General features: G+C 53.2%; 21 protein-coding genes and 3 tRNA genes. 14 read left to right on the top strand and 10 right to left on the bottom strand.

The window, feature by feature from the left end; translation table 11 throughout:
• Positions 1 to 28 precede the first annotated feature (28 nt).
• From ACZ5TN_RS11310 to upp, 7 genes are all read left to right on the top strand, one after another.
• Entirely contained in the window at positions 29 to 2,506 is a 2,478-nt protein-coding gene (locus ACZ5TN_RS11310) for a glycosyltransferase family 39 protein (RefSeq protein WP_464916758.1), read from the top strand.
• 129 nt (positions 2,507 to 2,635) lie between these two features.
• Positions 2,636 to 5,017: a phosphoenolpyruvate synthase gene (gene ppsA, locus ACZ5TN_RS11315; protein ID WP_464916759.1), complete on the top strand. Its 2,382-nt coding sequence runs from the start codon at positions 2,636 to 2,638 to the stop codon at positions 5,015 to 5,017.
• A gap of 84 nt (positions 5,018 to 5,101) precedes the next feature.
• Entirely contained in the window at positions 5,102 to 5,329 is a 228-nt protein-coding gene (locus tag ACZ5TN_RS11320; RefSeq protein ID WP_464916760.1) for an AbrB/MazE/SpoVT family DNA-binding domain-containing protein, read from the top strand.
• 9 nt (positions 5,330 to 5,338) lie between these two features.
• The gene (locus ACZ5TN_RS11325) at positions 5,339 to 5,755 is read left to right on the top strand and encodes a type II toxin-antitoxin system VapC family toxin (RefSeq protein ID WP_464916761.1); all 417 of its coding nucleotides are present in this window, start codon (positions 5,339 to 5,341) and stop codon (positions 5,753 to 5,755) included.
• A 61-nt stretch (positions 5,756 to 5,816) separates the two neighbouring features.
• Positions 5,817 to 7,229: an MATE family efflux transporter gene (locus ACZ5TN_RS11330; RefSeq protein WP_464916762.1), complete on the top strand. Its 1,413-nt coding sequence runs from the start codon at positions 5,817 to 5,819 to the stop codon at positions 7,227 to 7,229.
• A 64-nt stretch (positions 7,230 to 7,293) separates the two neighbouring features.
• Positions 7,294 to 8,727, top strand: coding sequence for an MATE family efflux transporter (locus ACZ5TN_RS11335; protein WP_464917643.1), 1,434 nt, complete (start codon positions 7,294 to 7,296; stop codon positions 8,725 to 8,727).
• Positions 8,728 to 8,797: 70 nt separating this feature from the next.
• A complete protein-coding gene (gene upp, locus ACZ5TN_RS11340) occupies positions 8,798 to 9,466 on the top strand; it encodes a uracil phosphoribosyltransferase (RefSeq protein WP_464917644.1) in 669 nt (222 codons plus the stop codon).
• 3 nt (positions 9,467 to 9,469) lie between these two features.
• On the opposite strand, the gene ACZ5TN_RS11345 is transcribed toward upp, so the two are convergent.
• Positions 9,470 to 9,546: transfer RNA gene (locus ACZ5TN_RS11345), tRNA-Thr, on the bottom strand.
• A gap of 93 nt (positions 9,547 to 9,639) precedes the next feature.
• On the opposite strand from ACZ5TN_RS11345, the gene ACZ5TN_RS11350 reads away from it, so the two are divergent.
• Together ACZ5TN_RS11350 and ACZ5TN_RS11355 are read left to right on the top strand one after the other, a co-directional pair.
• Positions 9,640 to 9,715: transfer RNA gene (locus tag ACZ5TN_RS11350), tRNA-Asn, on the top strand.
• Positions 9,716 to 9,721: 6 nt separating this feature from the next.
• Positions 9,722 to 9,799, top strand: a tRNA-Ile gene (locus ACZ5TN_RS11355).
• Between the two features lie 994 nt (positions 9,800 to 10,793).
• Here the strand turns inward: ACZ5TN_RS11355 and ACZ5TN_RS11360 are convergent.
• The gene (locus tag ACZ5TN_RS11360; protein WP_464916763.1) at positions 10,794 to 11,960 is read right to left on the bottom strand and encodes an OBG GTPase family GTP-binding protein; all 1,167 of its coding nucleotides are present in this window, start codon (positions 11,958 to 11,960) and stop codon (positions 10,794 to 10,796) included.
• A 110-nt stretch (positions 11,961 to 12,070) separates the two neighbouring features.
• On the opposite strand from ACZ5TN_RS11360, the gene ACZ5TN_RS11365 reads away from it, so the two are divergent.
• Together ACZ5TN_RS11365 and pfpI are read left to right on the top strand one after the other, a co-directional pair.
• Positions 12,071 to 12,526 (top strand): Lrp/AsnC family transcriptional regulator, encoded by a 456-nt coding sequence (locus ACZ5TN_RS11365; RefSeq protein WP_011250236.1) that lies wholly within the window; start codon positions 12,071 to 12,073, stop codon positions 12,524 to 12,526.
• Positions 12,527 to 12,626: 100 nt separating this feature from the next.
• Positions 12,627 to 13,127 carry a deglycase PfpI gene (pfpI, locus tag ACZ5TN_RS11370; RefSeq protein WP_464916764.1) on the top strand — a complete coding sequence of 167 codons (501 nt, stop codon included), beginning with the start codon at positions 12,627 to 12,629 and terminating at the stop codon, positions 13,125 to 13,127.
• A gap of 96 nt (positions 13,128 to 13,223) precedes the next feature.
• Here the strand turns inward: pfpI and ACZ5TN_RS11375 are convergent, their stop codons facing one another.
• Entirely contained in the window at positions 13,224 to 13,868 is a 645-nt protein-coding gene (locus tag ACZ5TN_RS11375; RefSeq protein ID WP_464916765.1) for a DUF7411 family protein, read from the bottom strand.
• 108 nt (positions 13,869 to 13,976) lie between these two features.
• On the opposite strand from ACZ5TN_RS11375, the gene ACZ5TN_RS11380 reads away from it, so the two are divergent.
• Positions 13,977 to 15,179: a molybdenum cofactor synthesis domain-containing protein gene (locus tag ACZ5TN_RS11380; RefSeq protein ID WP_464917645.1), complete on the top strand. Its 1,203-nt coding sequence runs from the start codon at positions 13,977 to 13,979 to the stop codon at positions 15,177 to 15,179.
• An 86-nt stretch (positions 15,180 to 15,265) separates the two neighbouring features.
• On the top strand, positions 15,266 to 16,288 hold the full coding sequence (gene fen / locus ACZ5TN_RS11385; RefSeq protein ID WP_464917646.1) for a flap endonuclease-1: 1,023 nt from the start codon (positions 15,266 to 15,268) through the stop codon (positions 16,286 to 16,288).
• Here the strand turns inward: fen and ACZ5TN_RS11390 are convergent, their stop codons facing one another.
• From ACZ5TN_RS11390 to ACZ5TN_RS11400, 3 genes are read right to left on the bottom strand one after another with little or no spacing between them, the layout of a single operon-like run.
• Positions 16,289 to 17,191, bottom strand: coding sequence for a transcription initiation factor IIB (locus ACZ5TN_RS11390; RefSeq protein ID WP_011250231.1), 903 nt, complete (start codon positions 17,189 to 17,191; stop codon positions 16,289 to 16,291).
• The gene (locus ACZ5TN_RS11395; RefSeq protein ID WP_048053717.1) at positions 17,192 to 17,506 is read right to left on the bottom strand and encodes a hypothetical protein; all 315 of its coding nucleotides are present in this window, start codon (positions 17,504 to 17,506) and stop codon (positions 17,192 to 17,194) included.
• A gap of 11 nt (positions 17,507 to 17,517) precedes the next feature.
• Entirely contained in the window at positions 17,518 to 17,856 is a 339-nt protein-coding gene (locus ACZ5TN_RS11400) for a DNA-binding protein (protein WP_011250229.1), read from the bottom strand.
• Between the two features lie 219 nt (positions 17,857 to 18,075).
• Here ACZ5TN_RS11400 and ACZ5TN_RS11405 point away from each other — a divergent pair, with 219 nt between their 5' ends.
• A complete protein-coding gene (locus ACZ5TN_RS11405) occupies positions 18,076 to 19,617 on the top strand; it encodes a hypothetical protein (protein WP_464916766.1) in 1,542 nt (513 codons plus the stop codon).
• 50 nt (positions 19,618 to 19,667) lie between these two features.
• Here ACZ5TN_RS11405 and ACZ5TN_RS11410 read toward each other — a convergent pair whose 3' ends face one another.
• The 4 genes from ACZ5TN_RS11410 to ACZ5TN_RS11425 all read right to left on the bottom strand — a co-directional run bounded on the left by ACZ5TN_RS11410 (position 19,668) and on the right by ACZ5TN_RS11425 (position 24,230).
• A complete protein-coding gene (locus ACZ5TN_RS11410) occupies positions 19,668 to 20,120 on the bottom strand; it encodes a 30S ribosomal protein S19e (RefSeq protein ID WP_011250227.1) in 453 nt (150 codons plus the stop codon).
• Between the two features lie 3 nt (positions 20,121 to 20,123).
• A complete protein-coding gene (locus ACZ5TN_RS11415; RefSeq protein ID WP_011250226.1) occupies positions 20,124 to 20,534 on the bottom strand; it encodes a YhbY family RNA-binding protein in 411 nt (136 codons plus the stop codon).
• An 81-nt stretch (positions 20,535 to 20,615) separates the two neighbouring features.
• Entirely contained in the window at positions 20,616 to 23,282 is a 2,667-nt protein-coding gene (locus ACZ5TN_RS11420) for a valine--tRNA ligase (protein ID WP_464917647.1), read from the bottom strand.
• Positions 23,283 to 23,480: 198 nt separating this feature from the next.
• Entirely contained in the window at positions 23,481 to 24,230 is a 750-nt protein-coding gene (locus ACZ5TN_RS11425; protein ID WP_464917648.1) for a class I SAM-dependent methyltransferase, read from the bottom strand.
• Positions 24,231 to 24,290: the final 60 nt, after the last annotated feature.

Genomic DNA, 24,290 nt, shown 5'->3' on the forward strand with positions numbered 1-24,290 from the left:
CGCTTAAAAGCTTTTAGAGGTGTTGGCCGTGGAGCGAAAGAGAACATACGTTTCAATGATATACCTATTGTTGCTCATTATTGTGTCGTTCATAATCAGACTGATTCCGCACAGAAACCTCTTACTGGCGGCTTATGATGAGTACCTTCATAGGGACCTCACCCTGAGGATTGCTGAAGGTGGAATAGGGGCAGTGTCCCGGGATCTACCGTCCCTCCTCGGCCTCCGTGCCTACAGTTATCCGCCCCTCTTTCATATAGTCGGCGCCTTCCTCTACAGAATATTCCACTCGGACTATTTCTTCCTCGTAATACCAGCCGTTTACGGCACGTTTGCAGTCCTGGGGTTTTACTTTGCCTACAAAGAGCTCTTTGAGGACGAGAGAAAAGCACTCCTGGCAACGCTACTGCTGGCGTTTGCCCCAAACTTCATATACAGAACAAGCCTCTACATACCCGAAAACATGGGGCTGCTTCTGTTCTCTGTGAGCATGTTTTTTGGTTTGAGGTTTCTTAAAAAGAAGACAATCTCGAGCTTTATCCCCTTTGCAGTGACCTTTGGGCTCTACACTATAACCCACAGGGGATGGATATTCTTTGCCTTTGCGGCAGCGATAGTCTTGCTGTCTTATTTGGAGCCCACCATAAAGCGCAACGTCCACTATGTAATCATCCTGGTCCTTGCTGGACTTCTGGCATACCTTGGCCTGCCCCAGGTAAAATCAACTTTTGGAGAACTATTTTTACGGCTTCAGAGGAGCGAGGTAAGTTTCCTCGGATATTTCAAGTGGGTTGGAATTGTCCAGCTCGTCTTTGGAGTTCTCGGAAGTACCTATTACTTCAAAAAAGGACCCCTCCAGAGGGGACTTGTACTGTGGGCCTGGACATTCCTGCTGGCGGGTGGAGTTTCCTTCCGCTTTAGGGATCCCTACGCCACAATTCCCCTTGCGGCAATCGCCTCGGACTATCTTATAGATGTCGTTTTCCCATCAATTGGCCCCGTTTTGAAGAGGGTCCTAAATGACGTGCGGGGATTCGGTTCCGCTCTTGTAAAGACCCTTCCTGAGAAGAGGGCAGTCCAAGTCCTCATAATAGCGGTCTTAATCTTAACTCCCACATTCCAGGGGGTCTATGGGGCGTACCATTATATATCGATTCCGAGCATAACGGACAAAGAGGCCTATGAGTGGATATCTCAGAATACCCCTGAAAACGCCACGATACTCGTTTGGTGGGATATGGGATACCTCTTGATTGGAAACACCCACAGAAAGGACGTTGTCGTGTGGAAAAAGGTTTATCAGGGGTTCTTCGGTGAGGCCCCAACGGTAAAGGAAGCGGCGCGGGCTTACACGGACCATGTCATAATGTTCAGCTCCAACCAGAGGAGTCTCGTTTACTATCTTATGAAAAAATACAACGTGAGCTACATATTCGTTGACAGACCGCGCTACTCCTACGGACTGATAAGGTATGGCCTCATGGAATATGCCCCGTATGACACCCACTTTAAGCTAGAGTTCTGCAATGGTGGTTCCGTGATATACAAGTTCATCCCAGAGCCCGAACTCAGAATAGAACAGCCTCTCCCCATAGAGTACCATGGGGACTACTCCCCTCTGGTGAACTTTTTCGAGAGGTTCTGGACGGGCTACAACTACGCCGACTTCGACACAGGATACAAGGCCTATTTCAACTTAAACGGATGGATGGTTGATCTGTACTACAACCTGTACAACATAACGGGAGATGAGAGGTTCAAGGAGAGGGCAGACTGGCTACTAAAGTGGCTAGAGTACAAGCAAATGGAGAACGGGGCATTCCCTTGGGGTGTTCCTCCCAACGACTTCACGCTGTACACGGCGTACACACTGGAGCCCATCAGGAAGTTCCAGTTCAACGGAACCAAGAAAGCGCTCAGTCTATTGAAGTCCAGAGAGAAAGAGGATTACTTCATGACCACGCCAAAGGACAAATCGGGAAGCTTTGTTGTAAACGCCCTGTTGCTTCCGCTCTACAAGGAACTCGGCATCTTGAACGCCACGACGGAGAAAAACGTTCTTAGAGAGATATTGAACGAGCAGGGTAAAACGGGAGACTGGAGAGATAACATCGGTACCACACTTGCGGTAGCATCCGCTCTGGCAAGGTATTACCAGCTCACAGGGGACGAAACGGTGTTAGAGTCTGTTAAAAAAGCCGCCACATGGCTCAAAGACCAGCAGGACGAGGAAGGTAGACTTAAGGCAGAGAATTACCCCTACGCGTACTCGAGGACAAGCTACGTTCAGATGGCTTATATTTACCACGTGGCGGGCTTTGAAGAACAGGCACAGAAAACGCTCGATTTCATCATGAAAACCTTCGACCCGACCAAAGAGACGCACCCGCTCGATGCGGCGGTTTCAATATACCGCTACATGACGTACGCGTACGGAAGCGAGAAAGCAATCGAGTTCCTGAACTCCCTCCTCGAGCAGCACCCCCTCCCAAAGTTCCTTCCGTGACATACGGGCTTTAATGGACATTTTTTCCTCTTTTTTCATCCCTATACACCAAAGAACAGGTCTGGATAGTTAATTTTAAAAGCGGCCGGTTGATATATCACCCGCAGTAATTAATTTGGAGGGATCGCCATGAGCGAATACAGGTTTATAAAGTGGTTTGAGGAGCTCGGCAAGGAAGATGTTCCCCTTGTCGGTGGAAAGGGTGCCAACCTTGGTGAACTCACCAAGGCCGGAATTCCGGTTCCGCCCGGATTCTGTGTGACTGCAGAGGCCTACAAGTACTTTGTCGAGAACGTTAAGCTTGAGGACGGTAAGACCCTCCAGGAGTGGATTATGGAGATCATCAGCCAGACCAACGTTGACGACTCCAAGCAGCTCCAGGAGAACACCGCCAAGATCAGGCAGAAGATCATCGAGCTCCCGATGCTCCCGGAGATCGCCGAGGAGATCGAGAGGGCTTACAAGGAGCTCAGCGCCCGCTTTAACAAGGATGCCGTTTACGTCGCCGTCCGCTCATCCGCTACCGCTGAGGACCTCCCGGAGGCTTCCTTCGCCGGCCAGCAGGAGACCTACCTCGACGTCTACGGCGTTGATGACGTCATAGACAAGGTCAAGAAGTGCTGGGCCTCACTCTGGACTGCCAGGGCTACCTTCTACAGGGCCAAGCAGGGCTTCGACCACAGCAAGGTCTACCTCTCAGCCGTCGTCCAGAAGATGGTCAACAGCGAGAAGAGCGGTGTTATGTTCACCGCCAACCCGGTCACCAACAACAGGAACGAGATCATGATCAACGCCAGCTGGGGCCTCGGTGAGGCCGTCGTCAGCGGCAGCGTCACCCCGGACGAGTACATCGTCGAGAAGGGCACCTGGAAGATCAAGGAGAAGTTCATCGCCAAGAAGGAAGTTATGGTCGTCAGGAACCCCGAGACCAGCAAGGGCACCGTCTACGTCAAGGTCGCCGACTACCTCGGTCCGGAGTGGGTTGAGAAGCAGGTTCTCACCGACGAGCAGATCATCGAGGTCGCCAAGATGGGTGCCAAGATCGAGGAGCACTACGGCTGGCCGCAGGACATCGAGTGGGCCTACGACAAGGACGACGGCAAGCTCTACATCGTCCAGAGCAGGCCGATAACAACCCTCAAGGAAGAGACCAAGGCAGAGGAGGTCGAGGGCACTGAGGAGGCCGAGGTCATCCTCAAGGGTCTCGGTGCCTCACCGGGCATCGGTGCCGGTAGGGTCGTCGTCATCTTCGACGCCAGCGAGATCGACAAGGTCAAGGAGGGCGACGTTCTCGTCACTACCATGACCAACCCGGACATGGTTCCGGCAATGAAGAGGGCTTCCGCTATCGTCACCGACGAGGGTGGAAGGACCAGCCACGCTGCCATCGTTAGCCGTGAGCTCGGCATCCCGGCCGTCGTCGGTACCAAGGAGGCCACCAAGAAGCTCAAGACTGGCGACTACGTCACCGTTGACGGTACCCGCGGTGTTGTCTACAAGGGCATAGTCAAGAGCCTCGTCGAGAAGAAGGAGGAGAAGGCCGCTGGAGCCGCTGGCGGTCAGGTCGTCGTCGCTGGAGCTCCGCTCATCACCGCGACCAAGGTTAAGGTCAACGTCTCAATGCCTGAGGTCGCTGAGCGCGCAGCTGCCACCGGCGCCGACGGTGTCGGTCTTCTCAGGGCCGAGCACATGATCCTCAGCATCGGTCAGCACCCGATCAAGTTCATCAAGGAGGGCAAGTTCGACGAGCTCGTTGAGAAGCTCGCCGACGGTATCAGGACCGTTGCCGCTGCCTTCTACCCGAGGCCGGTCTGGTACAGGACCCTCGACGCCCCGACCAACGAGTTCAAGGAGATGCCCGGTGGAGAGGACGAGCCAGACGAGAGGAACCCGATGCTCGGATGGCGCGGAATCAGGCGCGGTCTCGACCAGCCGGAGCTCCTCAAGGCCGAGTTCACCGCCATCAAGAAGGTCGTCGAGGAGGGCTACAACAACATCGGCGTCATGCTCCCGCTCGTCGGCCACCCAGAGCAGATCAGGAAGGCCAAGGAGATCGCTCGCTCAGTCGGCCTTGAGCCGCACAAGGACGTCGAGTGGGGCATCATGATCGAGGTTCCAGCAGCGGCCCTCATCATCGAGGACCTCATCAAGGAGGGCATCGACTTCGTCAGCTTCGGTACCAACGACCTCACCCAGTACACCCTCGCCATCGACAGGGACAACGACAGGATCGCCCACCTCTACGACGAGACCCACCCGGCCGTGCTCAAGCTCATCAAGCACGTCATTAAGGTCGCCAAGAAGCACGGCGTCGAGACCAGCATCTGCGGACAGGCCGGAAGTGACCCGAAGATGGCCAAGATCCTCGTCAGGCTCGGCATCGACAGCATCAGCGCCAACCCGGATGCAGTCGAGCTCATCAGGAAGACCGTTGCCCAGGAGGAGCAGAAGATCCTCCTCGAGGCTGCCAGGAAGAAGCTCTTCGAGGAAGAGGACGAGCTTGAGTTCTGAAGTCCTCTCCTCTTTTCTACTTCGTTTTCTCCACTTGGCAAAAGGTTTATTTAGTTCCATTCTAAATCCCTTAATGGTGATTCTATGGGTACTGTGGAAGTTAAGAGAGTCGATCCCCAGGGAAGGCTGGTTTTGCCGAAGTCCTGGCGTGAGAAGTGGGGGAACGAGGTTATAATCGTCGAACTCGAGGACAGGATAGAGATACTTCCCAGGAAGAAGCCCAGGCTTTCAAGGTTCTTCGACATCCTCGAAGTCGAGCTGAAGGGAGAAGATACTGAGAAGGAGCTTCTCAAGGACATAAATCCTCAGTGAGGGATCTCTATGAGGTTCATCGATGCCAACGTCTTTTTGTATGCGGTCATTAAACCAAAGGGAGAAGTACCCTCCTCGGTGCTGGAACGAAAGAAAAAGGCAAGAGAAATCCTTACCAGAATTGAAAACGGCGAAGAAGTGGCAACCACAGTAGTCCACCTCAGCGAGGTGGCCAACATCCTTGAGGCTAAATTAAACCTAACCATTGCCCTTGAATTCATTGAAGACCTCCTAACCGCTGAGAACGTCATTGTCCTCCCCGTTGCTACTGAGGATTATCTCAAAGCTGTTCTCATAGCTCGGGATAAAGGGGTGAGCGTGAACGACGCTTTAGCTTACCTGAAAATGAGAGAACTTGACATAAATGAAATATACACCTTTGACAGACACTTTCTGAACCTCGATGTCAAAATCGTGGAAGAGTAGCTGGCTCTTTTATCCACGATAAACCTTTTATACCAACGTTTAGATTTCCATCTGATCGATCATGCGGAGCGAGAAAGTAGAGCGGATGCGCGAGCAGATACTCAATGGGCCGATAGTCAAGACACTCCTCATTCTAGCTTATCCCCTAATCATCAACCAGCTCGTCCAGGTGCTCTATAACCTCACCGATACTTTCTGGCTCGGGAAGCTCGGAAGGCTTGAGCTCTCGGCTCCCGGAACGGCGTGGCCCCTCGTGTGGTTCTTCATGAGCATAGGGATGGGATTCGCCACCGCTGGCTTCGCCTTCGTGAGCCAGTATGTTGGGGCGAAGGACTACGATAGGGCCAACCGCTACGCTGGGGCTTTATATTCGCTCATGCTCCTCTTCGCGACGGCCGTTGGAATCCTCGGTGTTATTCTCGCTCCCTACCTCCTTCGCCTGATGGGTGTCAGCGACACGATATTCCCCTACGCCCTCCGCTACACGAGGGTAATTTTCGCGGGCATACCCTTTTCCTTCACGCTCTTCGCCTTCAACTTCCTCCTGAGGGCGGTTGGCGACACGAGGACGCCGGTTAAGATAAACATCGGCACGGTTCTCCTCAACCTCGTCCTCGACCCGTTCTTCATATTCGGGTGGGGGCCGTTTCCACAGCTTGGTGTCGTTGGTGCGGCAGTGGCAACCATGCTCTCCAACAGCCTCGGCTCCCTCATTGGAGGTTATCTCCTGTTCACGGGCAAAGTGGGCATACACCTCACGCCCGAGACTCTCAAGCCCGACTTCCACTTCTACTCGAGGATTTTCCGCGTTGGCCTGCCTTCAAGCATCGGCTCATCAACCACTGCACTCGGCTTCGTCATCCTCACGAGGGTTATCTTCACTGTCGGAAGGCTCTACGGAGAGGCACATGGGCTTCCCCACTATGAAGACGTGGCTTTCGCAACATACAGCATAACCAACAGGCTCACCAACTTCATGTTCGCCTTCTCCGACGGCATAAGCATGGCGATGGGGACTATGGTGGGCCAGAGCATTGGAGCGGGCCTCTACGAGAGGGCTAAGAAAATAGCGGAGAAGACGATGCTCATAAACTTCGCTATCCTGAGCGCTGGGACGATCCTCTTCGCAGTCTTCCGCGTCCCGATATTCAGGTTCTTCATTAACGACCCGGCAATAATAGCCGAGAGCAGGAAGGTTGTCCTTTACTTCTCCGCCTCGCTTCCGTTCTTCGGAATATTCTCGGCCGTGAACAACACGTTCAACAGCGCGGGGCACACAAAGAAGAGCATGGTCATCGGGATGATCCGCCTCTGGGGTATAAGACTCCCGCTCAGCTACGGCCTCGGGGTTTTGATGAGAGATACGGCAGGAATGTGGCTTGGAATGGGTCTGAGCAACGTTCTTGGAGCGGTCATAGCCCTCGCATGGTTCCTCAGGGGAAGCTGGATGAGGGCGATAATCGAGAAACATTAGTTTTAACTCCACATCCATTAACTTTTTATATCCCCGCTTCGATGCCCGTCTTACTGTGGTAGGGATGGAGCGCGGAAAGATTCAGGCAATGAGGCAGGAAATTCTCAACGGGCCGATAGAGAAGACCCTCCTCAAGTTAGCCTACCCTCTAATCGTCAGCAACCTTGTGCAGGTTCTCTACAACATAACCGACACCTTCTGGCTCGGCAAGCTTGGCAGGGAAGCCCTGGCCGCTCCGGGAACGAGCTGGCCGATAATAGGAACCCTCATGGCCCTCGGCATGGGCTTTGCAACGGCGGGCTTCGCCTTCGTAGGGCAGTACATCGGGGCTGGAAACTACGAGAGGGCTAACCGTTCAGCGGGGGCTCTCTACTCCCTTATGCTCTTCTTCTCCACCGCTACCGCTTTGATAAGCCTGGCAATCCTGCCCTACGCGCTCCACTTCATGAAGGTCACTCCAAACGTCTACCCCTACGCCAAGGCCTACGCCACCGTCGTTTTCGCTGGTGTTCCCTTCTCCTTCACGTTCATGGCCTTCTCCGCCCTCATGAGGGCCTCTGGAGATACAAAAACACCCGTAAAGATAAGCATGCTCACAGTGGCCATGAACATAGTGCTCGACCCGCTCCTAATCTTCGGCATCGGGCCCTTCCCCGAGTGGGGCGTTGCTGGGGCAGCCATAGCAACTGTCCTCTCAAACGCCACTGGTGCCCTCATAGGTGCTCGTCTCTTAACGAGCGGAAGGGCCGGCCTTCACCTCACGAGGGAAACGCTCAGGCCGGATATGGAGTTCTACTCAAAGATTTTCCGCGTTGGCCTTCCCTCAGCAGTCGGCCAGTCCGCCAACAGCTTCGGCTTCGTTGTTCTGACGAGGATAATCTACGGCTATGGGGATGTGACCTACGCGGCTTACACCATCACCACCCGCCTTGTGAACTTCATAACGAGCATAGCAAGGGGTGTCAGCATGGCTATGGGGACGATGATAGCCCAGAACATCGGGGCGGAGAAGTACGAAAGGGCCAAGAGAATAGCCGAGAGGGCAATGGTGATTAACTTCCTCATAGCCTCTTCAGCGATCCTGATAATCGGACTCTTCCGGGTTCCAGTATTCAAGGTCTTCCTTGACGACCCCCAAGTTATAGCTCAGAGCGAGTACGTCCTCAAATACTTCCTGATTTCCGTTCCGTTCTTTAATGGAATCTTCGTCGTTGTTACGAGGACTTTTAGCTCAGCTGGACACACCAAGAAGAGTATGGTTCTCAGCATGCTTCGCCTCTGGGGCTTCAGGATACCCCTGAGCTACGTCTTCGGCTACGTCGCGGCTGTGACGGTTTTCGGGCTTAGAGTTCCGCTCGCGGAGCTCTTCGGGATGAGCCCAAAGGGCGTGTTCTTCGGAATGGGCATGAGCAACTTTCTGGCGGCGATAGTGGCCTTCCTGTGGTTCAGCAGGGGAACGTGGATGAGGCGCATTATCGAGGAGGAATCAAAAGAGTAGCACTTCCTTACCAAAAATCGGCAAACGGAAGTCTAATAAACCCCGACTCTAACCCTCAACGGTGAAGTCCATGAAGAGGGACGAGCGCTGGGAAGGTGTGTACTCTTTTGAGGACAGCCCGTTCATAATGGAGATTCTCACGGAGTTGAGGGACGAAAACACCGGCCCGATAGCGTTCAGAAAGGGCCTCGTCAAACTTGGACGTTACATGGCATACGAAATAACCAAGACTATGGCAACAGAAAAAGTCCCCATCAGAACACCGCTGGAAGAAACAGAGGGCATAATCGTGAAGGACCGCAGAAACGTCGTGATAATCACCGTTCTTAGGGCCGCGATTCCATTAATGGAGGGCCTCATTAAAGTTTTCGAGCACGCCAGGGTTGGAATAGTCTCCGCATCCCGTGGAAAGGCGCCAAAGTTCGAGATTGAGATGAAGTACGTCAAAGTGCCCAGGATAAAGGCGGAAGACACCGTCATAATAGCCGACCCGATGATAGCAACCGGCTCAACGCTTATCAAAGTCCTTGATGAGGTTAAAAAGTACGGAAAAGCCAAGCGCTACGTGGTAGTCGGCGTTCTAGCAGCCCCAGAGGGAATAACCCGGATAAAGGAAGCTCACCCGGATGTCGAAATGTTCGTGGCGGCAATAGATAGAGAGCTCAACGATCACGGATACATACTTCCGGGCCTCGGAGACGCTGGTGATAGAGCGTTCGGAGAACCGATAAAGGTTTGAAGATGGAGCCCCGGGCGGGATTTGAACCCGCGACCTGCGGATTACAAGTCCGCCGCCCCGCCAGGCTAGGCTACCGGGGCACGGGATAAGAGTTGAATGAGCAGTTATAAATTTTTCTTTTCTCAAAACCGCAAAATTTATAAATCAACCTCTCATTCCCTACATTGGGTCGAGCCGCCGTAGCTTAGTTGGTAGAGCGCCGGACTGTTAATCCGGCGGTCCCCGGTTCGAATCCGGGCGGCGGCGCCATCAGGTGGGCCCGTAGCTCAGCCTGGTCAGAGCGCGCGGCTCATAACCGCGTGGTCGGGGGTTCAAAGCCCCCCGGGCCCACCAGTACAAACTTCGCGCAGGCGAAGTTTGATCAAGGCTCGTAGCTCTTTTCCAGAATGCCAATTTCATGTGATTTTTCTCGTCGAGCAATTGTGTTCAAAAGAGAGAACTTCTAAACTCTCCTGTTAGTGCGTGTTTAACTCAAAATCGACGCCCAAAGGGCGTCAAAGAAAAGAAAACACCCTCTTCAAGAAGCTTCCTAAAAGGTTCTCACTCAAAAATGAGCACTTGCAGTCTAAAATCCTAAAATAAAACTCTCCTTGAAGAAGAGCTACAAACTTTTGGTCAAGCTTTTTCCAAAAGCTTGTGGGCAAAGTTTCATCAAAGATGGAATGTCCTTTTGAGTGCCCAGCTTTTCAGTGATTCTCACCATAAATTGGAAATCCTCAAGGGGTTTGCTCGCAGTATAACGCCCGAAAGGCGTTAAAAATAAGAAAACCCGCATTACTCTGCCCCTCTACCAAGAGAATCTAATCGCATCAAGCCAACATCAAGAAGACATTCGAGCTTTTGGTGAAGCTTTTCTCAAAAGCTTCCTCCGCGAAGTTTGATCAAGGTTCGTGGTTCCTTTTGAAATTGCTTTTCTATGAAGATTTTCAAGATACACAAGCTAGCATTAGTGAATTCCCAATTTCAGCCCTCTAAAAGGAGTTTCTGACACCTTGACGCCCGTGGGGCGTCAATTAAAAAGCAAACTCACACAGATCGGGCAAATTAAAAATAGAATTCGCCACTCCCAACAGCGTTCAAAAGGAAAATCCGCCCAAAATGCTCCGTCAAACACGAACCACGCACTTTGATGAAACTTTGCTTGCAAAGTTTCCTTGGTGAAGCTTTTTCTAAAAGCTTCCTGCGCGACGTTGAAGCTCTGCTTCAACGCACGGAACGATAGTTCCATTGAGTTTGCCCAAGTTCTTGTTTCCTCTAGAATCACTTCCAAAGGGAGTTTGGGAAAGGTAGGCTAATATCAGAGAAGATCTAAAAATAATGGACAACATTACCTCGCGTGTATTTCCACTATGTCTCCATCTTCGAGCACGTGGTCGGCCCCAACGCGCTGACCGGGGAACTTGACGCTCTTGCCCCAGACCCTCGCGTAGCGGAAGTTCTTGGCGAAGTCCTTGTGAATTCTTTCAGCTAAATCCATGACAGTTGAACCCTTCTTGAGCGCCACCGGTGGATAGGCAGGCTCTTCTCCGGGGCTCTTGGTGAAAACCCTGATAATCCCAGCCAGCTCATAAAGCTCGTCCTTGAGCTTGTCGAGGTTAATCTTTCTCCTCGCCGAGACCGGCACTATCTTGAAGCGGTCGCCGTAGGCCTTGACGAGCTTTTCGTAGTTCTCCTTGCTTCCAGGGGCGTCGCCCTTGTTCGCTATGATGATTGCCCTTCTCCAGACGAGGCTTTCATCGAGCGCGTCGGCAAACTCCTCGAGGGTCACAGGTTCCTTAACGGTTATCTCCGCCGAGTGTATCCTTTCCTCTCTGAGCATCTTCATGACTTCCTGGATGTCGCCCTTTATGTTCTCCTGACCGTTGATGACGATACCACCGCTGGCCGTCCTCTTTATCTCCACCTTTGGCTTCCTCTTGTTCACCTTGATGCCAGCCCTCTCGAACTCCCTCAGGAGGATCTCCATCTGTTTAACCGGATCCTGGGAAAGGTCAACAACGATGGCTATCGCATCGGCGTTCCTGATAACGCTCAACAGCTGGGGGCCCATTCCCTTTCCGAGTGCCGCACCCTCCACTAATCCAGGGACTTCGACCAGCTGTATCTGTACGTCCTTGTGGTGCATCATCCCCGGAATCGGCTCGACGGTTGTGAAAGCGTAGTCGGCAACGTCGGCATCCACGTTCGTCAATGCCCTCATCAGGGAGCTTTTACCGGCGTTTGGGAGGCCGGCCAGGACTATCTGTGCCGCACCTTCCTTCCTTACTGCCATTGAGGGGCCGCCACCGCCCTTGCGCATCTGCCTCTGTTTTTCAAGTTCCTTCCTGAGCTCCGCGAGTTTCCTCTTGATCTGGAGTCTAAGCTTTTCCGTACCCTTGTGCTTCGGGACTGTTGCGTACATCTTTTCCAGGGCGCGGATCTTCTCTGGAATGGTCTTGGCGTTCCTGTACTCCTCTTCCGCGGCAAGGTATTCCGCTGTTACGTTCGTTGGCATTCCCTGTCACCCCCTTCCGCAAAGACGAACGGGTTTTTATAAACGTATGGTATCCTATAGTCGGCAAATTTATAAGCTCTTCCGAAAAATTTTCCCCGGTGGTGATGTTTATGGCTAGAGGAGGTCTTGACGAAGTCGATAAGAAAATCCTCATGATTCTCCAGAAGAACAGCCGAACTCCCCTTCGAGAAATATCAAAGGAAGTGGGACTTGCCGAGTCCACGATATACGAGCGCATAAAGAAGCTTAAGGAGAAGGGAATAATAAAGAAGTTCACGGTCATCCTGGATCCAAACGCTCTAGGTTTCAGCATACTCGCGTTCATCCTCATAAAGGCCAAGGCTGGGATGTACGGCCACGTCGCTGACCAGCTTAAGAAGTACCCCGAGATATGCGAGGTCTATGAGACCACCGGGGACTACGACATGATTGTGAAAATCAGGACGAGAAGCAGCTCAGAACTCAATGAGTTCCTGGACAAGATGGGAAGCATTGAAGGAGTTGATGCAACGCACACGATGGTCGTCCTCAAGGTTCACAAGGAGACCACCGAACTGCCGCTCTGAACTTTCTTTTTAATGTTTACACGTGTTCGTCATTTCTGTCCAGCAAGGGTTATAAATGTCGAGTTTCAATCATTATCTGAATGTTATGGGGGTGATTGAGATGAAGGTTTTGATTCTGAGTGCTGACGGTTTTGAAGACCTTGAGCTGATATATCCTCTCCACAGGATCAAGGAAGAGGGGCATGAAGTCTACGTCGCCAGCTTCCAGAGGGGCAAGATAACGGGCAAGCACGGCTACACGGTCAACGTTGACCTTTCCTTTGACGAGGTTGACCCAGACGAGTTCGACGCGCTGGTTCTCCCGGGGGGAAGGGCACCGGAGATAGTCAGGCTGAACGAAAAGGCCGTCGCGATAACAAAGAAGATGTTCGAGGACGGAAAGCCCGTCGCAAGCATCTGCCACGGGCCGCAGATACTCATCTCCGCCGGCGTGTTGAAGGGAAGGAAGGGGACGAGCACGGTAACCATCAGGGACGACGTGAAGAACGCTGGCGCCGAGTGGATTGACGCGGAGGTCGTCGTTGACGGAAACTGGGTCAGTTCAAGGCACCCAGGGGACCTGTACGCCTGGATGAGAGAGTTCGTCAAGCTTCTTAGGTGAATTTTTTCTTTCTGATTCAATTCTTTTCCTTAGCTGTTACTGAAGACAGGTAGGCAAGTGGTGGGGAACTGTTAGACCTTTCCGCCGGTAGTGGGGTCAGTTCTTTGAAACCCTGGCCGTTCGCGATGGGGAGGAGGTCAGCTTTTCTTCCTTCCATCCAAGAACCCTGGACTGGTAGTGCATTTTCGGGAATATTGACAGCGGGTCAATTCCTCTCTCCTTCAAAAGGTGCCTAAGCTCGACCTCGTAGTCGCTCTTCTCAAGCTCCTCGCTCTCCCTTATCTCGACCTCAAAGAGCCTTCCAACGAGCTCGTTTATCGTCCTGTAGCCGAGGCCGAGGAGAGGTCTTATGTACGCCACCCCGAACCGATCCTCAAGTGAACGCGCCTTTGGCAGGTCGAGGTATGGAACTCTGTCGTCCCTTCTCGTTCCGTCACTAACCCTCTCAACATCAGGTTTCGAGGCCAGGGCCTCAAGAGCCTTTTCGTGGATGAACTGAATCGCCCTTCCGGGTCTTCCGTCTTCAACTGCCATTTCGGCGGCCCGCTCAAGGATCTCCCCTGAGAGCTTGAGAATTTCATGCTCGAAGCCAAGTCTTCTGGCCGTTTCCTCCGCGTACTTCCAGTTATCGAGCGTTCCGAAAGTTACGGTAACAAGCTTGACCTCATAGCCCAGCTTTGCTAAAATCCACGCCGCCAAGCTGGAGTCCTTGCCGCCCGAGTAGAGGTGGTATACCTTCATCATCTCACCTCTTTCCACTTATGCCGTCGTTTTTTAGCGGTTCTGTTAAGCCATTCCGTTTACGCAATCGATTTATAGGCGATGGAACCATTAACTTCGGTGGTGGAAATGGCGTTCCTTAAGGTTGTTCCGCTCGAGGAGGCAGTAAAGGTCATCGAGTCCTTCAACCTTGAACCGAAAGTCGAGAAAGTTTCGCTTGAACAGGCCCTTGGTCGGGTTCTTGCAGAGGACGTTGTGTCCCCAATAGACGTTCCTCCCTTTGACAGGGCCACCGTTGATGGCTACGCAGTTCGCGCTCAGGATACCTTCATGGCGAGCGAGAGCGAACCTGTTAAGCTGAAGGTCGTGGGTGAGATAAACGCGGGGGATACCCCTTCAATCCAGCTGAAGGAGGGTGAAGCAGTCTATATATCCACTGGTGCACCCCTTCCAGAGGGCGCCGATGCGGTCATTCAGTTCGAGGACGTTGACAGGGAGGGAGACACCGTCATCATCTACAAGCCTGCCTATCCTGGCCTCGGAGTTATGAAGGCAGGGGCGGACATTCCAAAGGGCAAGCTTCTGCTGAAGAAAGGAACCAGGCTCGGCTTCAAGGAAACTGCCCTCCTTTCGGCGGTTGGTATCTCCGAAGTGCCGGTGTTTAAAAAACCAAAAGTTGCCGTGATAAGCACCGGAAATGAGATAATCCCACCAGGAGAAGAGCTCAAACCGGGCAAGATATACGACATCAACGGAAGGGCCATAACCGATGCCGTCAGGGAACTCGGCGGAGAGGCGCTCTTCCTCGGCATAGCAAGGGACGACCGCGAGAGCTTGAAGAGCCTGATACTCGAGGGACTTGAGTGCTGTGATGTCGTCCTCCTCAGCGGTGGGGCAAGCGGGGGAATAAGGGATCTTACGAGCTCAATAATTGAGGAGCTTGGCAGGGTTTACATCCACGGGATAGCAATACAGCCCGGAAAGCCAACTATCATTGGGGAAATCAACGGCAAGCCGATCTTCGGGCTTCCAGGCTACCCAACGAGCTGTCTGACAAACTTCACGCTCCTCGTGGCACCGCTCCTGAGAAAGCTGATTGGAAGGAGTTCTGAAGTCAGAAAGGTCAAGAAGAGGCTCGCCCACAAGGTATTTTCCGTCAAGGGAAGGAGACAGTTCCTTCCGGTCAGGATTGAAGGGGAGAAAGCAGTGCCCATTTTGAAGGGCAGCGGCGCGGTGACAAGCTTTGTGGATGCTGATGGATTCATAGAAGTCCCAGAGACCGTTGAAATCCTCGAAGCTGGGGAAGAGGTTGAGGTCACGCTGTTTGGGTGACTCTCTACACTTTGGAGATACTGTACAACTGGCAGGCTGAGGCAAAGCCTAAATACTTCTTTTTCTCATCTTTTCCGGTGGTGAGAATGGGAGTCCAGATAGGTGAGCTGATACCGAGAAAGGAAATCGAGCTGGAAAGTCTCTACGGCAAGAAGGTTGCCATAGACGCCTTCAACGCCATGTACCAGTTCCTCTCAACCATAAGGCAGCGCGATGGAACTCCACTAATGGACTCACAGGGCAGGATCACTTCTCACCTCAGCGGCTTCTTCTACAGAACCATCAACCTGATGGAAGCTGGTATAAAGCCGGCCTACGTCTTCGACGGCAAGCCACCGGATTTCAAGAAGAGGGAGCTTGAAAAGAGGCGTGAGGCAAGGGAAGAAGCAGAGGAGAAGTGGTACGAGGCCCTTGAGAAGGGTGACCTTGAGGAGGCCAAGAAGTACGCGATGCGCGCCACGAGGGTGAACGAGGAGCTGATAAACGACGCCAAAAAGCTCCTTGAGCTCATGGGTATTCCAGTCGTTCAGGCCCCGAGTGAGGGAGAAGCCCAAGCGGCTTACATGGCCGCCAAAAAAGCTGTCTATGCCTCTGCAAGCCAGGACTACGACTCACTCCTCTTCGGTGCGCCGAGGCTCGTAAGGAACCTCACGATAACTGGGAGGAGAAAACTTCCCGGAAAGAACGTTTACGTCGAGGTCAAGCCGGAGCTGGTGGTTCTGGAAGAGGTTCTTAAGGAGCTCGGGATAGACAGGGAGAAGCTCATCGAGCTGGCCATTCTGGTCGGGACTGACTACAACCCCGGCGGAATAAAGGGGATAGGGCCGAAGAAAGCCTTAACAATCGTTAAGAGAACGAAAGACCCGCTGGCCAAGTACCAGAAGGAGAGCGACGTTGACCTCTACGCCATAAAGGAGTTCTTCCTAAATCCCCCTGTTACGGACGACTACGAGCTTAAGTGGCGCGAGCCGGACGAGGAGGAGATCCTAAAGTTCCTCTGCGACGAGCACGACTTCAGCGAGGAGCGCGTTAAGAACGGCCTCGAAAGGCTGAAAAAAGCGGTAAAAGCGGGAAAGCAGAGAACCCTAGAGAGCTGGTTCGGTCGATAGTCAGGCTATCGGAACCTTGAGGTTCAGCTTTTCTACCAGCTCTTTATACCTGTTCCTCACGGTAACCTCGGTGACCCTGGCAACCTCCGCCACTTCCCTCTGGGTCCTCTTCTCCCCTTCCATGAGGCTCGCGATATAGAGGGCGGCTGCCACCAATCCTGCTGGACTCTTTCCGCTCGTGAGGCCTCTCTGGTAGGCCTCTTCGAGGATCTCTATGGCCCTCCTCCTGACCTTCTCGCTGAGGCCGAGCTCATCGGCGAACTTGTTCACGTAATCAGTCGGCTTTACGAAGAGCTTCTTTGGAGTGAGGTTGAGATGCCTCGCTATGAAGCGGAAGCTCCTTCCAATCTCCTTCTTATCAACGCGAGAGACGTCGGCAATCTCATCAAGGGTTCTCGGGACCTTCAGAAGCCTGCAGGCGGCGTAAACACAGGCGGCTATGACGGCTTCTATGGAGCGTCCCCTTATGAGTCCTTTCCTCACTGCTTCACGGTAGAGCCTTGCGGCCTCTTCCTCGACGTGCTTCGGGAGGCTTAGATTGCTCGCGAGCCTATCAAGTTCGCTGAGGGCGAAGGCGAGGTTTCTCTCAGCGGCGTCGCTGACCCTGAGACGGGACTGCCACTTCCTCAGCCTGTACATCTTCTCGCGCATCAGTCCAGTTAGCGACCTGTCTATTCCAATGTCGGTGGAAAGTCCCTTGTCGTGGAGGAGTATGCTCTCGGGAGCACCGACGCGCGCCCTCTTCTCTCTCTGGCCCGGATCAAAGGCCCTCCACTCGGGGCCCTCATCGACCACGTTCTCCTCGATAACGTAACCGCAAACCTTACAGACTATTTCACCCCTGCTGGGGTCGTATATGAACTCCGTTGAGCCGCACACGGGACAGACTCTCTTCCCGCTCACTCAAACACCCCCGGCCGGCGGGCTGTTGGGCAAACCCCTTATAACCTTAACCTTCGGAAAGACGTACCTAACCAACCAGAGGATATCCTCCTTCTTGAAGGTTATCCTCTCAAGAACGCGAACATCGTCGTCTTCCTCAACTATGTTGGCATAGATCCACAGGAAGACGGGATCACCATCACTGCCGACGTGCTTGTTCTTGTAGAGTATATCGGCAGTCCCATCGTCGTTCTCCTTTATGGAGACGACCTTCCATGTGTCCAGACTTACCTCTCCCTTTTCGTCGAGGATTTTGATGATCAGGGAAGCGTCCATATGCGATCCCTTTACCACTTGATCTTAAAGTCTCTCCTCGTTCTGGCGTCTATCTCGGCCAGAATCCTCTTCAGCTTTGCGTCGTCTATTCTCTCCCTTATCTGCCCCGCCTGGTAGAGCTGAACCAGGAGAAGCTCAACCTGTCTCGCCAGTTCGGGTTTGACTAGTTTGACCCTTCCAAGCCTCTCCCTTGCTTCGGGTGTGAGGATTTTTCTCATTATTGCCTCCAGCTGCGCTTCCAGCTCCATCTCCCTCTTAAGGGCTTCTTCCTGGGCCTTCTGCTGTTCGAGGTACTTCTTCTGGAGCTCCATGAGCTTGCGCTTCCTGATCTCCTCTATGTCCTCCGCCATGTTCTCACCTCCAGGTTAAAATTGGAAGTCCCGTTAAAAAGGTATTGGGACGAAAAGCTTAAAGGGAGAATAACAACTCAATAATGTAATAAAACCCTTGATGTAGTGATTAAAATGAATCACTATAGAAAATTACTCGCTCTCATATCTGTTTTGATTGTACTCTCATCGCCCTGCGTGAGTGCCTACAGTACAGCCTGGTGTGAAAGCTGCCACCAGTTGCTCGTTGAGAACGACGGGCTTTTTGCGTACAATGGGAGCGAATTCCAAGATCTAACATGGAAGCTTGAAGCGGAGGAGCTGCCATACGAAGATGGAGACTTTTTATCCATTGTGGACACTCTGGAGGTTGCCAATGCCGGAAACCTAACCCTTATCTACTCTTACCCGTACGACGAACTCTACATGGGGGTGTACAACGGAAGTGTTCCCATAACCCTAAGGCCGGTGCTCCCCAATTACGTCGGCTATGCCCGCGATTTTCTGTTCTACAACGGGAGCATTTTTCTCGTTGTTAACTATGGGAGTGTTCCTCACTCAGCCAGCGACAGCGTTTTCAGGCTCGACCCAAAAACACTGAACGTTACCGGGGAGTGGGGCCTCTCGTGGGAGGCGAGGGACACGATAGCCCCCGAGAACGCGGGCATTACCCCCTACGCGTGGGTCAACCTCGGACTGGACAACAAAGGCCGCCTGTGGGCCCGCGTAGATATGATCTTTCCGAACACTACCGTTTACTACCTCTACCACAACGGAGACTTCGAGCTTAAAAACGAGACCCCTGAGGGATTCCACATTCCTGAGGTTAAAGCGCCCTTCGATATTGCGGTTGAGGATGGAATCAGGTACGAGCCGCCCTCTTTCCTTCCGGAATACACTCCCACGAGGTATTTCTTGATCGCAAATGGCACGAAGAGGGACATCACAAAGGAAGTTCTAAAGTTGGCGTACTCGTCGAGACCGCTGAAGTCCCTCTACGGTTTCTGGTCGTGGGAGAAAAACGAGTGGGTGGTCTCGTTCAGGATGTACAACCTTCCAGTTGTGTACAGGGTTAGCGGAAAGTGCAGAGAAGCACTCTATATAGATGGCCTCCCCATCGCTGAATACAACGGTTCCTACGTCATCCTGGGAAACGGAACCCTCTCCTGGAGAAACTACACCGTTGAAACCCCGAGGAAAACCTACTACTGGTTGGACTACCAAGAAGATGAAAACGTGTACCATCACGTTTGGGTTCAAGTTTACAGAAAGAACGACCACCCCCTTGTTGCCTTCTTGTGGGAGATACGACAGAACGGGACCACTACCGAGGGCTTCACTGCCTACGAGCTGACCGATGAGGGCTTCAAAATCTTCAACACGACGGATGAGAGGGAGCTGGGAAAGAACCTGATCCCCCCTAGATATATTCCCGTGAATGGCGAATACATCCCGAATAACGAAACTGGAACCCTTCAAATTGATCACGAGAATAATACTGCATTCATCATAAACAACGGCAGAAGGATACCCATTAGCTACGCCCTTGCGGATAAAACCGAAGCCGTTGTCGTGGGTAACAACACGTTTCTCCTTATCACCTGGAGAGATGCCTACATCGTCCCACCGTATTATGAACCCCTTAGCGTGCTCGGCCTCCCGCTTTGCTCAGATCTAAACACGGGAATGAGAGAGAACATCCCTAAGATATCGGTTCTCGCGGTGGTAGCTGTGATTCTGGTCGGCATAATTCTCTGGAGGTTGGGAACTAGACGAGCATGAGCTATCCAAATTCAGTACTTGGACTCTCAAAAAACATATGAGAAGAGAGCTCAGTACTTCTTGAGCTCGGGAATCTGCTCCTCAAGCTCCTTCTTGAGCTCTGTGGCGATCTTGTCGAGGAAGCTCTGGCCCTTCGGGGTAACGATTCTTCCCTCGCCCGGAACCTTCTGGACGAAGCCAGCGGCCTCAAGCTGCTGGAGTGCCTTCCTGATGATGCTTCCGCCGGCCTTGTAGAAGTGCTCCGGAGCGTGGCCGCGGTTCTTCCTTCCGCCGTACCAGGTCCTGAGCCTCTCGATTCCGACCGGGCCATCAATGTAGACCTTCCTGAAGACGCTGGCAACGCGGTAGTACCACCAGTCCTCCTGCTCGGGAAGCCTCTCCTTGTGCCTTCCAGTCTTGACGAACGGGGCCCACTCGGGCGGCTTTATCTCGGGAACCTCCTTCAGAGCCTTGGCAACCCTCTCGACGAGCAGGTCACCGGGAACGTCATAGACAGTCGCCATCTTTCAATCCCTCCCCTTCTTAAACTTCTTTCTGAAGTTAGCGATATCGAGCCTGACTTTTTGGACGGGTTTCTCCTCCCGCCTCTCAGCGGACGCCTTTCTTTCAAGGCGCCTTAAATACCTTTCCCAGCCTTCCCTCGGTTTGAACAATATAAACCTTTTGCCCCTGACGTCTATAAGCTCGCTGTCGGTGAGCTCCGCGACCCTCTCTGCTATGGCCTTTCTGTCCATTCCGGTTGAGATGAGCGCGCCCTTCCTTATCTCGACTTTCAGGATCCCATCCTTTTCAAGCTGGGTGTTTATCTCCTCGATGACACTCTCGGCTAATCCTTTCTTCCCAATCCACGCTCGCGGCTCTATGTCATAGTATCTCGCGCGGATGGCTCTTCTCACGCTACCAGGTAGTCTCTTCATAGTCTCTCACCTTCCACCCTCTTTGAAAATGGCTTTAAAAAGGTTGACCCTGGGTAACAAGGAAATGTAAAGAAGGCAAGCTCAGAAGAAGAGTATCACAGCGTCTCCAACGACCGCCGTCTCGACCTCTTCTCCCTCGCTGAAGACGGCCTTCCTGAGCACGATGTCGTCCTTGGTAAGTTCTACCTTCTGGCCATCGACCTCGAACTCGATCTTTCCGCTCTCCTTGAGTGCCTTTGCCACCTCTTCCGCGTTCTCTTTGAGGTAGGCGGTGATCCTCGGCACGAGCTTTCCATAGCGCGGCCCTACCGTCTTGAAGTTTGGCTTTATCTCGATGATCCTCTCCTCAAGCTCGGGCTCCCCCCTGATTATCTCAAGCTTCTCGATGTTCATGGTTCCAGCTATGTCCTTCTCTATGGTCTTGAGCACCTCGTAGGAATCTGTGGCGTAGATAGCAACGTGCTTGAGCTTGGCGTTGAGCGAGAGGCCGTGGCTGTTCTTGTAGCGCCTCATGGCTCCGACTATTTCGCGAGCGAGCTCTCCGAGCTTCTCGGCCTCCTCGTCAATCCTGGCCTCGCTGTACTTCGGCCACTCGAGTAGGTGGACGCTCTTGGCTCCAATCCTCTCGCGGAAGAGGTTCTGGTAGAGCTCCTCCGTGATGTGCGGCACGAACGGGGCCAGCAGGAGCATCACGTTGTAGAGCAGCTCGTAGAGGGCAGCCTTCGCCTTCAGCTTGCTCTCCTCGTCGTCGCCGTAGAGCCTGTACTTGATCATCTCAATGTAGTCATCCGCGACCTCGTGCCAGACGAAGGTTATCAGCTCCCTGGTGAGGAGGTTGAAGCGGTACTTCTCCATCTCCTCGGTCGCGAACTTGATAAGCCTGTGGAGCCTGCTGAGTATCCAGCGGTCGAGCGGTTCAAGCTCTTCTGGAGCGTTAGCGGGGTCAAAGTTCTCAAGGTGCCTCTCTGCGAAGCGATAGATGTTCCAGACCTTTTGCAGGAAGCGGTAGTTGTAGTCAACGGTCTCCCACTTGAACGGGTGGTCCTCTCCCGGCGGCGCTAAAGCCGTCCAGAGCCTTAGAGCGTCAGCGCCGTACTTTGGGATGACCTCGTCCGGGGCAACCACGTTGCCATAGCTCTTGCTCATCTTCCTTCCGTCCGGTCCGGCGACCATACCGTTGATGAGGATGTCGTGCCAGGGCTTCTCGCCGGTGAGAACCCACGTTCTGAATATTGTGTAGAACGCCCACGTTCTTATGATGTCCGTTCCCTGCGGCCTCAGAGCCGTTGGGAAGTTGTGCTCGAACCACTTTTTACCCTCTTCGTCGCCCTTAATGGCCTCGTGCCACTTGGTGATTATGAGCGGGGTTATGCTCGAGTCAACCCAGCAGTCGAGGACGTCAGTTACAGGCTTTGGCTCGCTTCCGTCGGAGCACTTCCTCGGGGGCTTCTCAAAGCGCGGGTCAACTGGCAGATCTTCCTCGTTCGGCAGGATTATCTCGCCGTTATCGCAGACCCAGAACGGGATGGGCGTTCCGAAGACCCTCTGCCTGCTGATGACCCAGTCCCAGTCCATTGACTCCGCCCAGTCCTTCAGGCGGAGGAACATGTCCGGTGGGTACCAGTTTATCTGCTCGGCAACCTTGACGATTTCGTCCGTGAAATCTTTCACCTTGATGAACCACTGCTTCTTCGGCAGGAGCTCGATGGGAGCCATACAGGAGCTCCTCTCGGTGTGGCGGAGGACCCTGTGCCTTATCTTCTCCTTCTTGTAGAGGAGACCCATCTTTTCAAGGTCTTCGGCTATCTTCTTCCTGGCTTCCTCTGTCTTAAGGCCGGCGTAAGGCCCGGCGTTCTCGTTCATCGTTCCGTCCTCGTTGATAGCTATGATGACCGGAAGGTTGTAGCGCTTCTGCCAGACGACGTCCTGCTCGTCGCCGTAGGTACAGTTGTAGACAGCACCAGTTCCAAAGCTCGGGTCAACGTCCTCGTCGGCCAGAACGGGAACTTCCCTCTCGAATATCGGGAGCTTCACTTTCTTGCCGACAACATGCTTGTAGCGCTCGTCCTCAGGGTGGACGAAAACTGCCACACAGGCGGGCATGAGTTCTGGCCTGGTGGTGGCTATCGGCACGTGACCGCTTCCATCGGCGAGCGGGAGCTTGATGTAGTAGAGGAAGCCATCCTCTTCCACATAGCCGACCTCTGCCTTGGCAAGACTCGTCCTGCAGCGCGGGCACCAATAGACTGGGTGCTCCGCCTGGTAGAGCATTCCCTTCTTGTAGAACTCGATGAGGGACTTCTGGACGGCCGCTTTATACCAGTCGTCCATCGTGTGGTACTCGAGGTCCCAGTCGGCGGAATAGCCTATCCTTATGAACTGGTTCCTCATCGCCTCTATGGCCTGCCAGGTCCATTCGATACACTTCTGGAGGAACTTCTCTGGCTGGTCCTTGCTTATGCCGAACTCCTTCTCGACCTTCAGCTCTGTTGGAAGGCCGTGGTTGTCGAAGCCCTGCGGGAAGAGCACGTTGTAGCCGGTCATCCTCTTGTATCTGGCCATGATGTCGATCCAGGTGTGGCTGAGAACGTGGCCGAGGTGGAGCGTTCCGCTCGTGAACGGTGGGGGCGTATCAATCGCGTAGCTCGGCCTCTTTTCGTCGAGCTCGTACTTGTATATCTTCTCATCGAGCCAGAACTTCTGCCACTTGGGCTCAATCTCGTTGGGGTCGTAGTTTTTAGGAAGCATGGGCATCACCCTTTGGTTTTTCTGAAGATGGGATAACCTCAGAAGGGCCTTTTAAAAACCTTAGCCGCGGTGGTGCCAGAGCTTGAGCTAACCCAGAAGGGCGGAACGCCTGGAATTCAGGGGTTGAAATAGGTGTTACGGTGGACGATAGGCACCACCAGGGTATAGAAATGGCCAGCGTATTTAAAAAAGTTTGGGTCACTTCACGGCCACCAGCCAGTACCTCCTGTCGCTGGGGGCGATGTCCCTCCTCAGGTTCCCGTAGATTTTGACCTCGCTGAAGTACTGCTCTGCCAGAAGCCTCATCTCCCTCGGCGTGTAGATATTGAGTTCGTCATCGACGAAAAACGCCTTTGTCTCTCCGTTCGGCATGATTATTTGCACGAGTCTCTTGAAGCGGAGCTTTTGAACGGCCGGCTCAACCTCCCGCCAGTCGGTTATCACGAGCCTTTCATCTCCCCTCCTTTCGTCCCACACTATCGGGCCATCGTTCCCGCCGTAGAACCAGCATGGGAAGTCAGCTATGAAGACCCCTCCTGGCCTCAGCGTCCTCCTTACAGAATTAAATAATTCCCGAATTGCAGAATCATCGAAATACATGATTGAAGAGAAGAACATCGTAACAGCGTCGAACTCTTCCTCAAAGCTTATATCCAGGGCGTTGCCCCGGATGAACTTGACGTTCAAACCCCGAGCCTCTGCCTTCCGCCTCGCAACCCTCAACATCTCCTCGTGCAGGTCGAGACCGAGGATTTCGTAGCCCCTCTCTGCAAGTTCTAGCGTTGGGATTCCAGTCCCGCAGGCTAGGTCGAGAACGCGCTTTACCTCTCTCTTCGCGTCCTCCCTAAAGATTTCCTCGACGAAGTCAATCTCTTCCTTAACCCTCTCGGCTCTACTTTTGTAGATTGTGTCGTAGTATTCAGCTAGCACCGTGTAGAGCTCGTGCACGTAGACCACCAAGAGGTGAAGGATAGTTCGAATATTAAATTTTCACCCTCAGATCTAAGT

Source organism: Thermococcus sp. JCM 11816 (genome assembly GCF_055396515.1).

Bases quoted from the DNA above. Each gene is read 5' to 3' on its own strand.
- ppsA (WP_464916759.1), top strand. From the start codon at position 2,636: ATGAGCGAATACAGGTTTATAAAGTGGTTTGAGGAGCTCGGCAAGGAA.
- ACZ5TN_RS11320 (WP_464916760.1), top strand. From the start codon at position 5,102: ATGGGTACTGTGGAAGTTAAGAGAGTCGATCCCCAGGGAAGGCTGGTT.
- ACZ5TN_RS11325 (WP_464916761.1), top strand. From the start codon at position 5,339: ATGAGGTTCATCGATGCCAACGTCTTTTTGTATGCGGTCATTAAACCA.
- ACZ5TN_RS11330 (WP_464916762.1), top strand. From the start codon at position 5,817: ATGCGGAGCGAGAAAGTAGAGCGGATGCGCGAGCAGATACTCAATGGG.
- ACZ5TN_RS11335 (WP_464917643.1), top strand. From the start codon at position 7,294: ATGGAGCGCGGAAAGATTCAGGCAATGAGGCAGGAAATTCTCAACGGG.
- upp (WP_464917644.1), top strand. From the start codon at position 8,798: ATGAAGAGGGACGAGCGCTGGGAAGGTGTGTACTCTTTTGAGGACAGC.
- ACZ5TN_RS11360 (WP_464916763.1), bottom strand. From the start codon at position 11,960: ATGCCAACGAACGTAACAGCGGAATACCTTGCCGCGGAAGAGGAGTAC.
- ACZ5TN_RS11365 (WP_011250236.1), top strand. From the start codon at position 12,071: ATGGCTAGAGGAGGTCTTGACGAAGTCGATAAGAAAATCCTCATGATT.
- pfpI (WP_464916764.1), top strand. From the start codon at position 12,627: ATGAAGGTTTTGATTCTGAGTGCTGACGGTTTTGAAGACCTTGAGCTG.
- ACZ5TN_RS11375 (WP_464916765.1), bottom strand. From the start codon at position 13,868: ATGAAGGTATACCACCTCTACTCGGGCGGCAAGGACTCCAGCTTGGCG.
- ACZ5TN_RS11380 (WP_464917645.1), top strand. From the start codon at position 13,977: ATGGCGTTCCTTAAGGTTGTTCCGCTCGAGGAGGCAGTAAAGGTCATC.
- fen (WP_464917646.1), top strand. From the start codon at position 15,266: ATGGGAGTCCAGATAGGTGAGCTGATACCGAGAAAGGAAATCGAGCTG.
- ACZ5TN_RS11395 (WP_048053717.1), bottom strand. From the start codon at position 17,506: ATGGACGCTTCCCTGATCATCAAAATCCTCGACGAAAAGGGAGAGGTA.
- ACZ5TN_RS11400 (WP_011250229.1), bottom strand. From the start codon at position 17,856: ATGGCGGAGGACATAGAGGAGATCAGGAAGCGCAAGCTCATGGAGCTC.
- ACZ5TN_RS11410 (WP_011250227.1), bottom strand. From the start codon at position 20,120: ATGGCGACTGTCTATGACGTTCCCGGTGACCTGCTCGTCGAGAGGGTT.
- ACZ5TN_RS11415 (WP_011250226.1), bottom strand. From the start codon at position 20,534: ATGAAGAGACTACCTGGTAGCGTGAGAAGAGCCATCCGCGCGAGATAC.
- ACZ5TN_RS11420 (WP_464917647.1), bottom strand. From the start codon at position 23,282: ATGCTTCCTAAAAACTACGACCCCAACGAGATTGAGCCCAAGTGGCAG.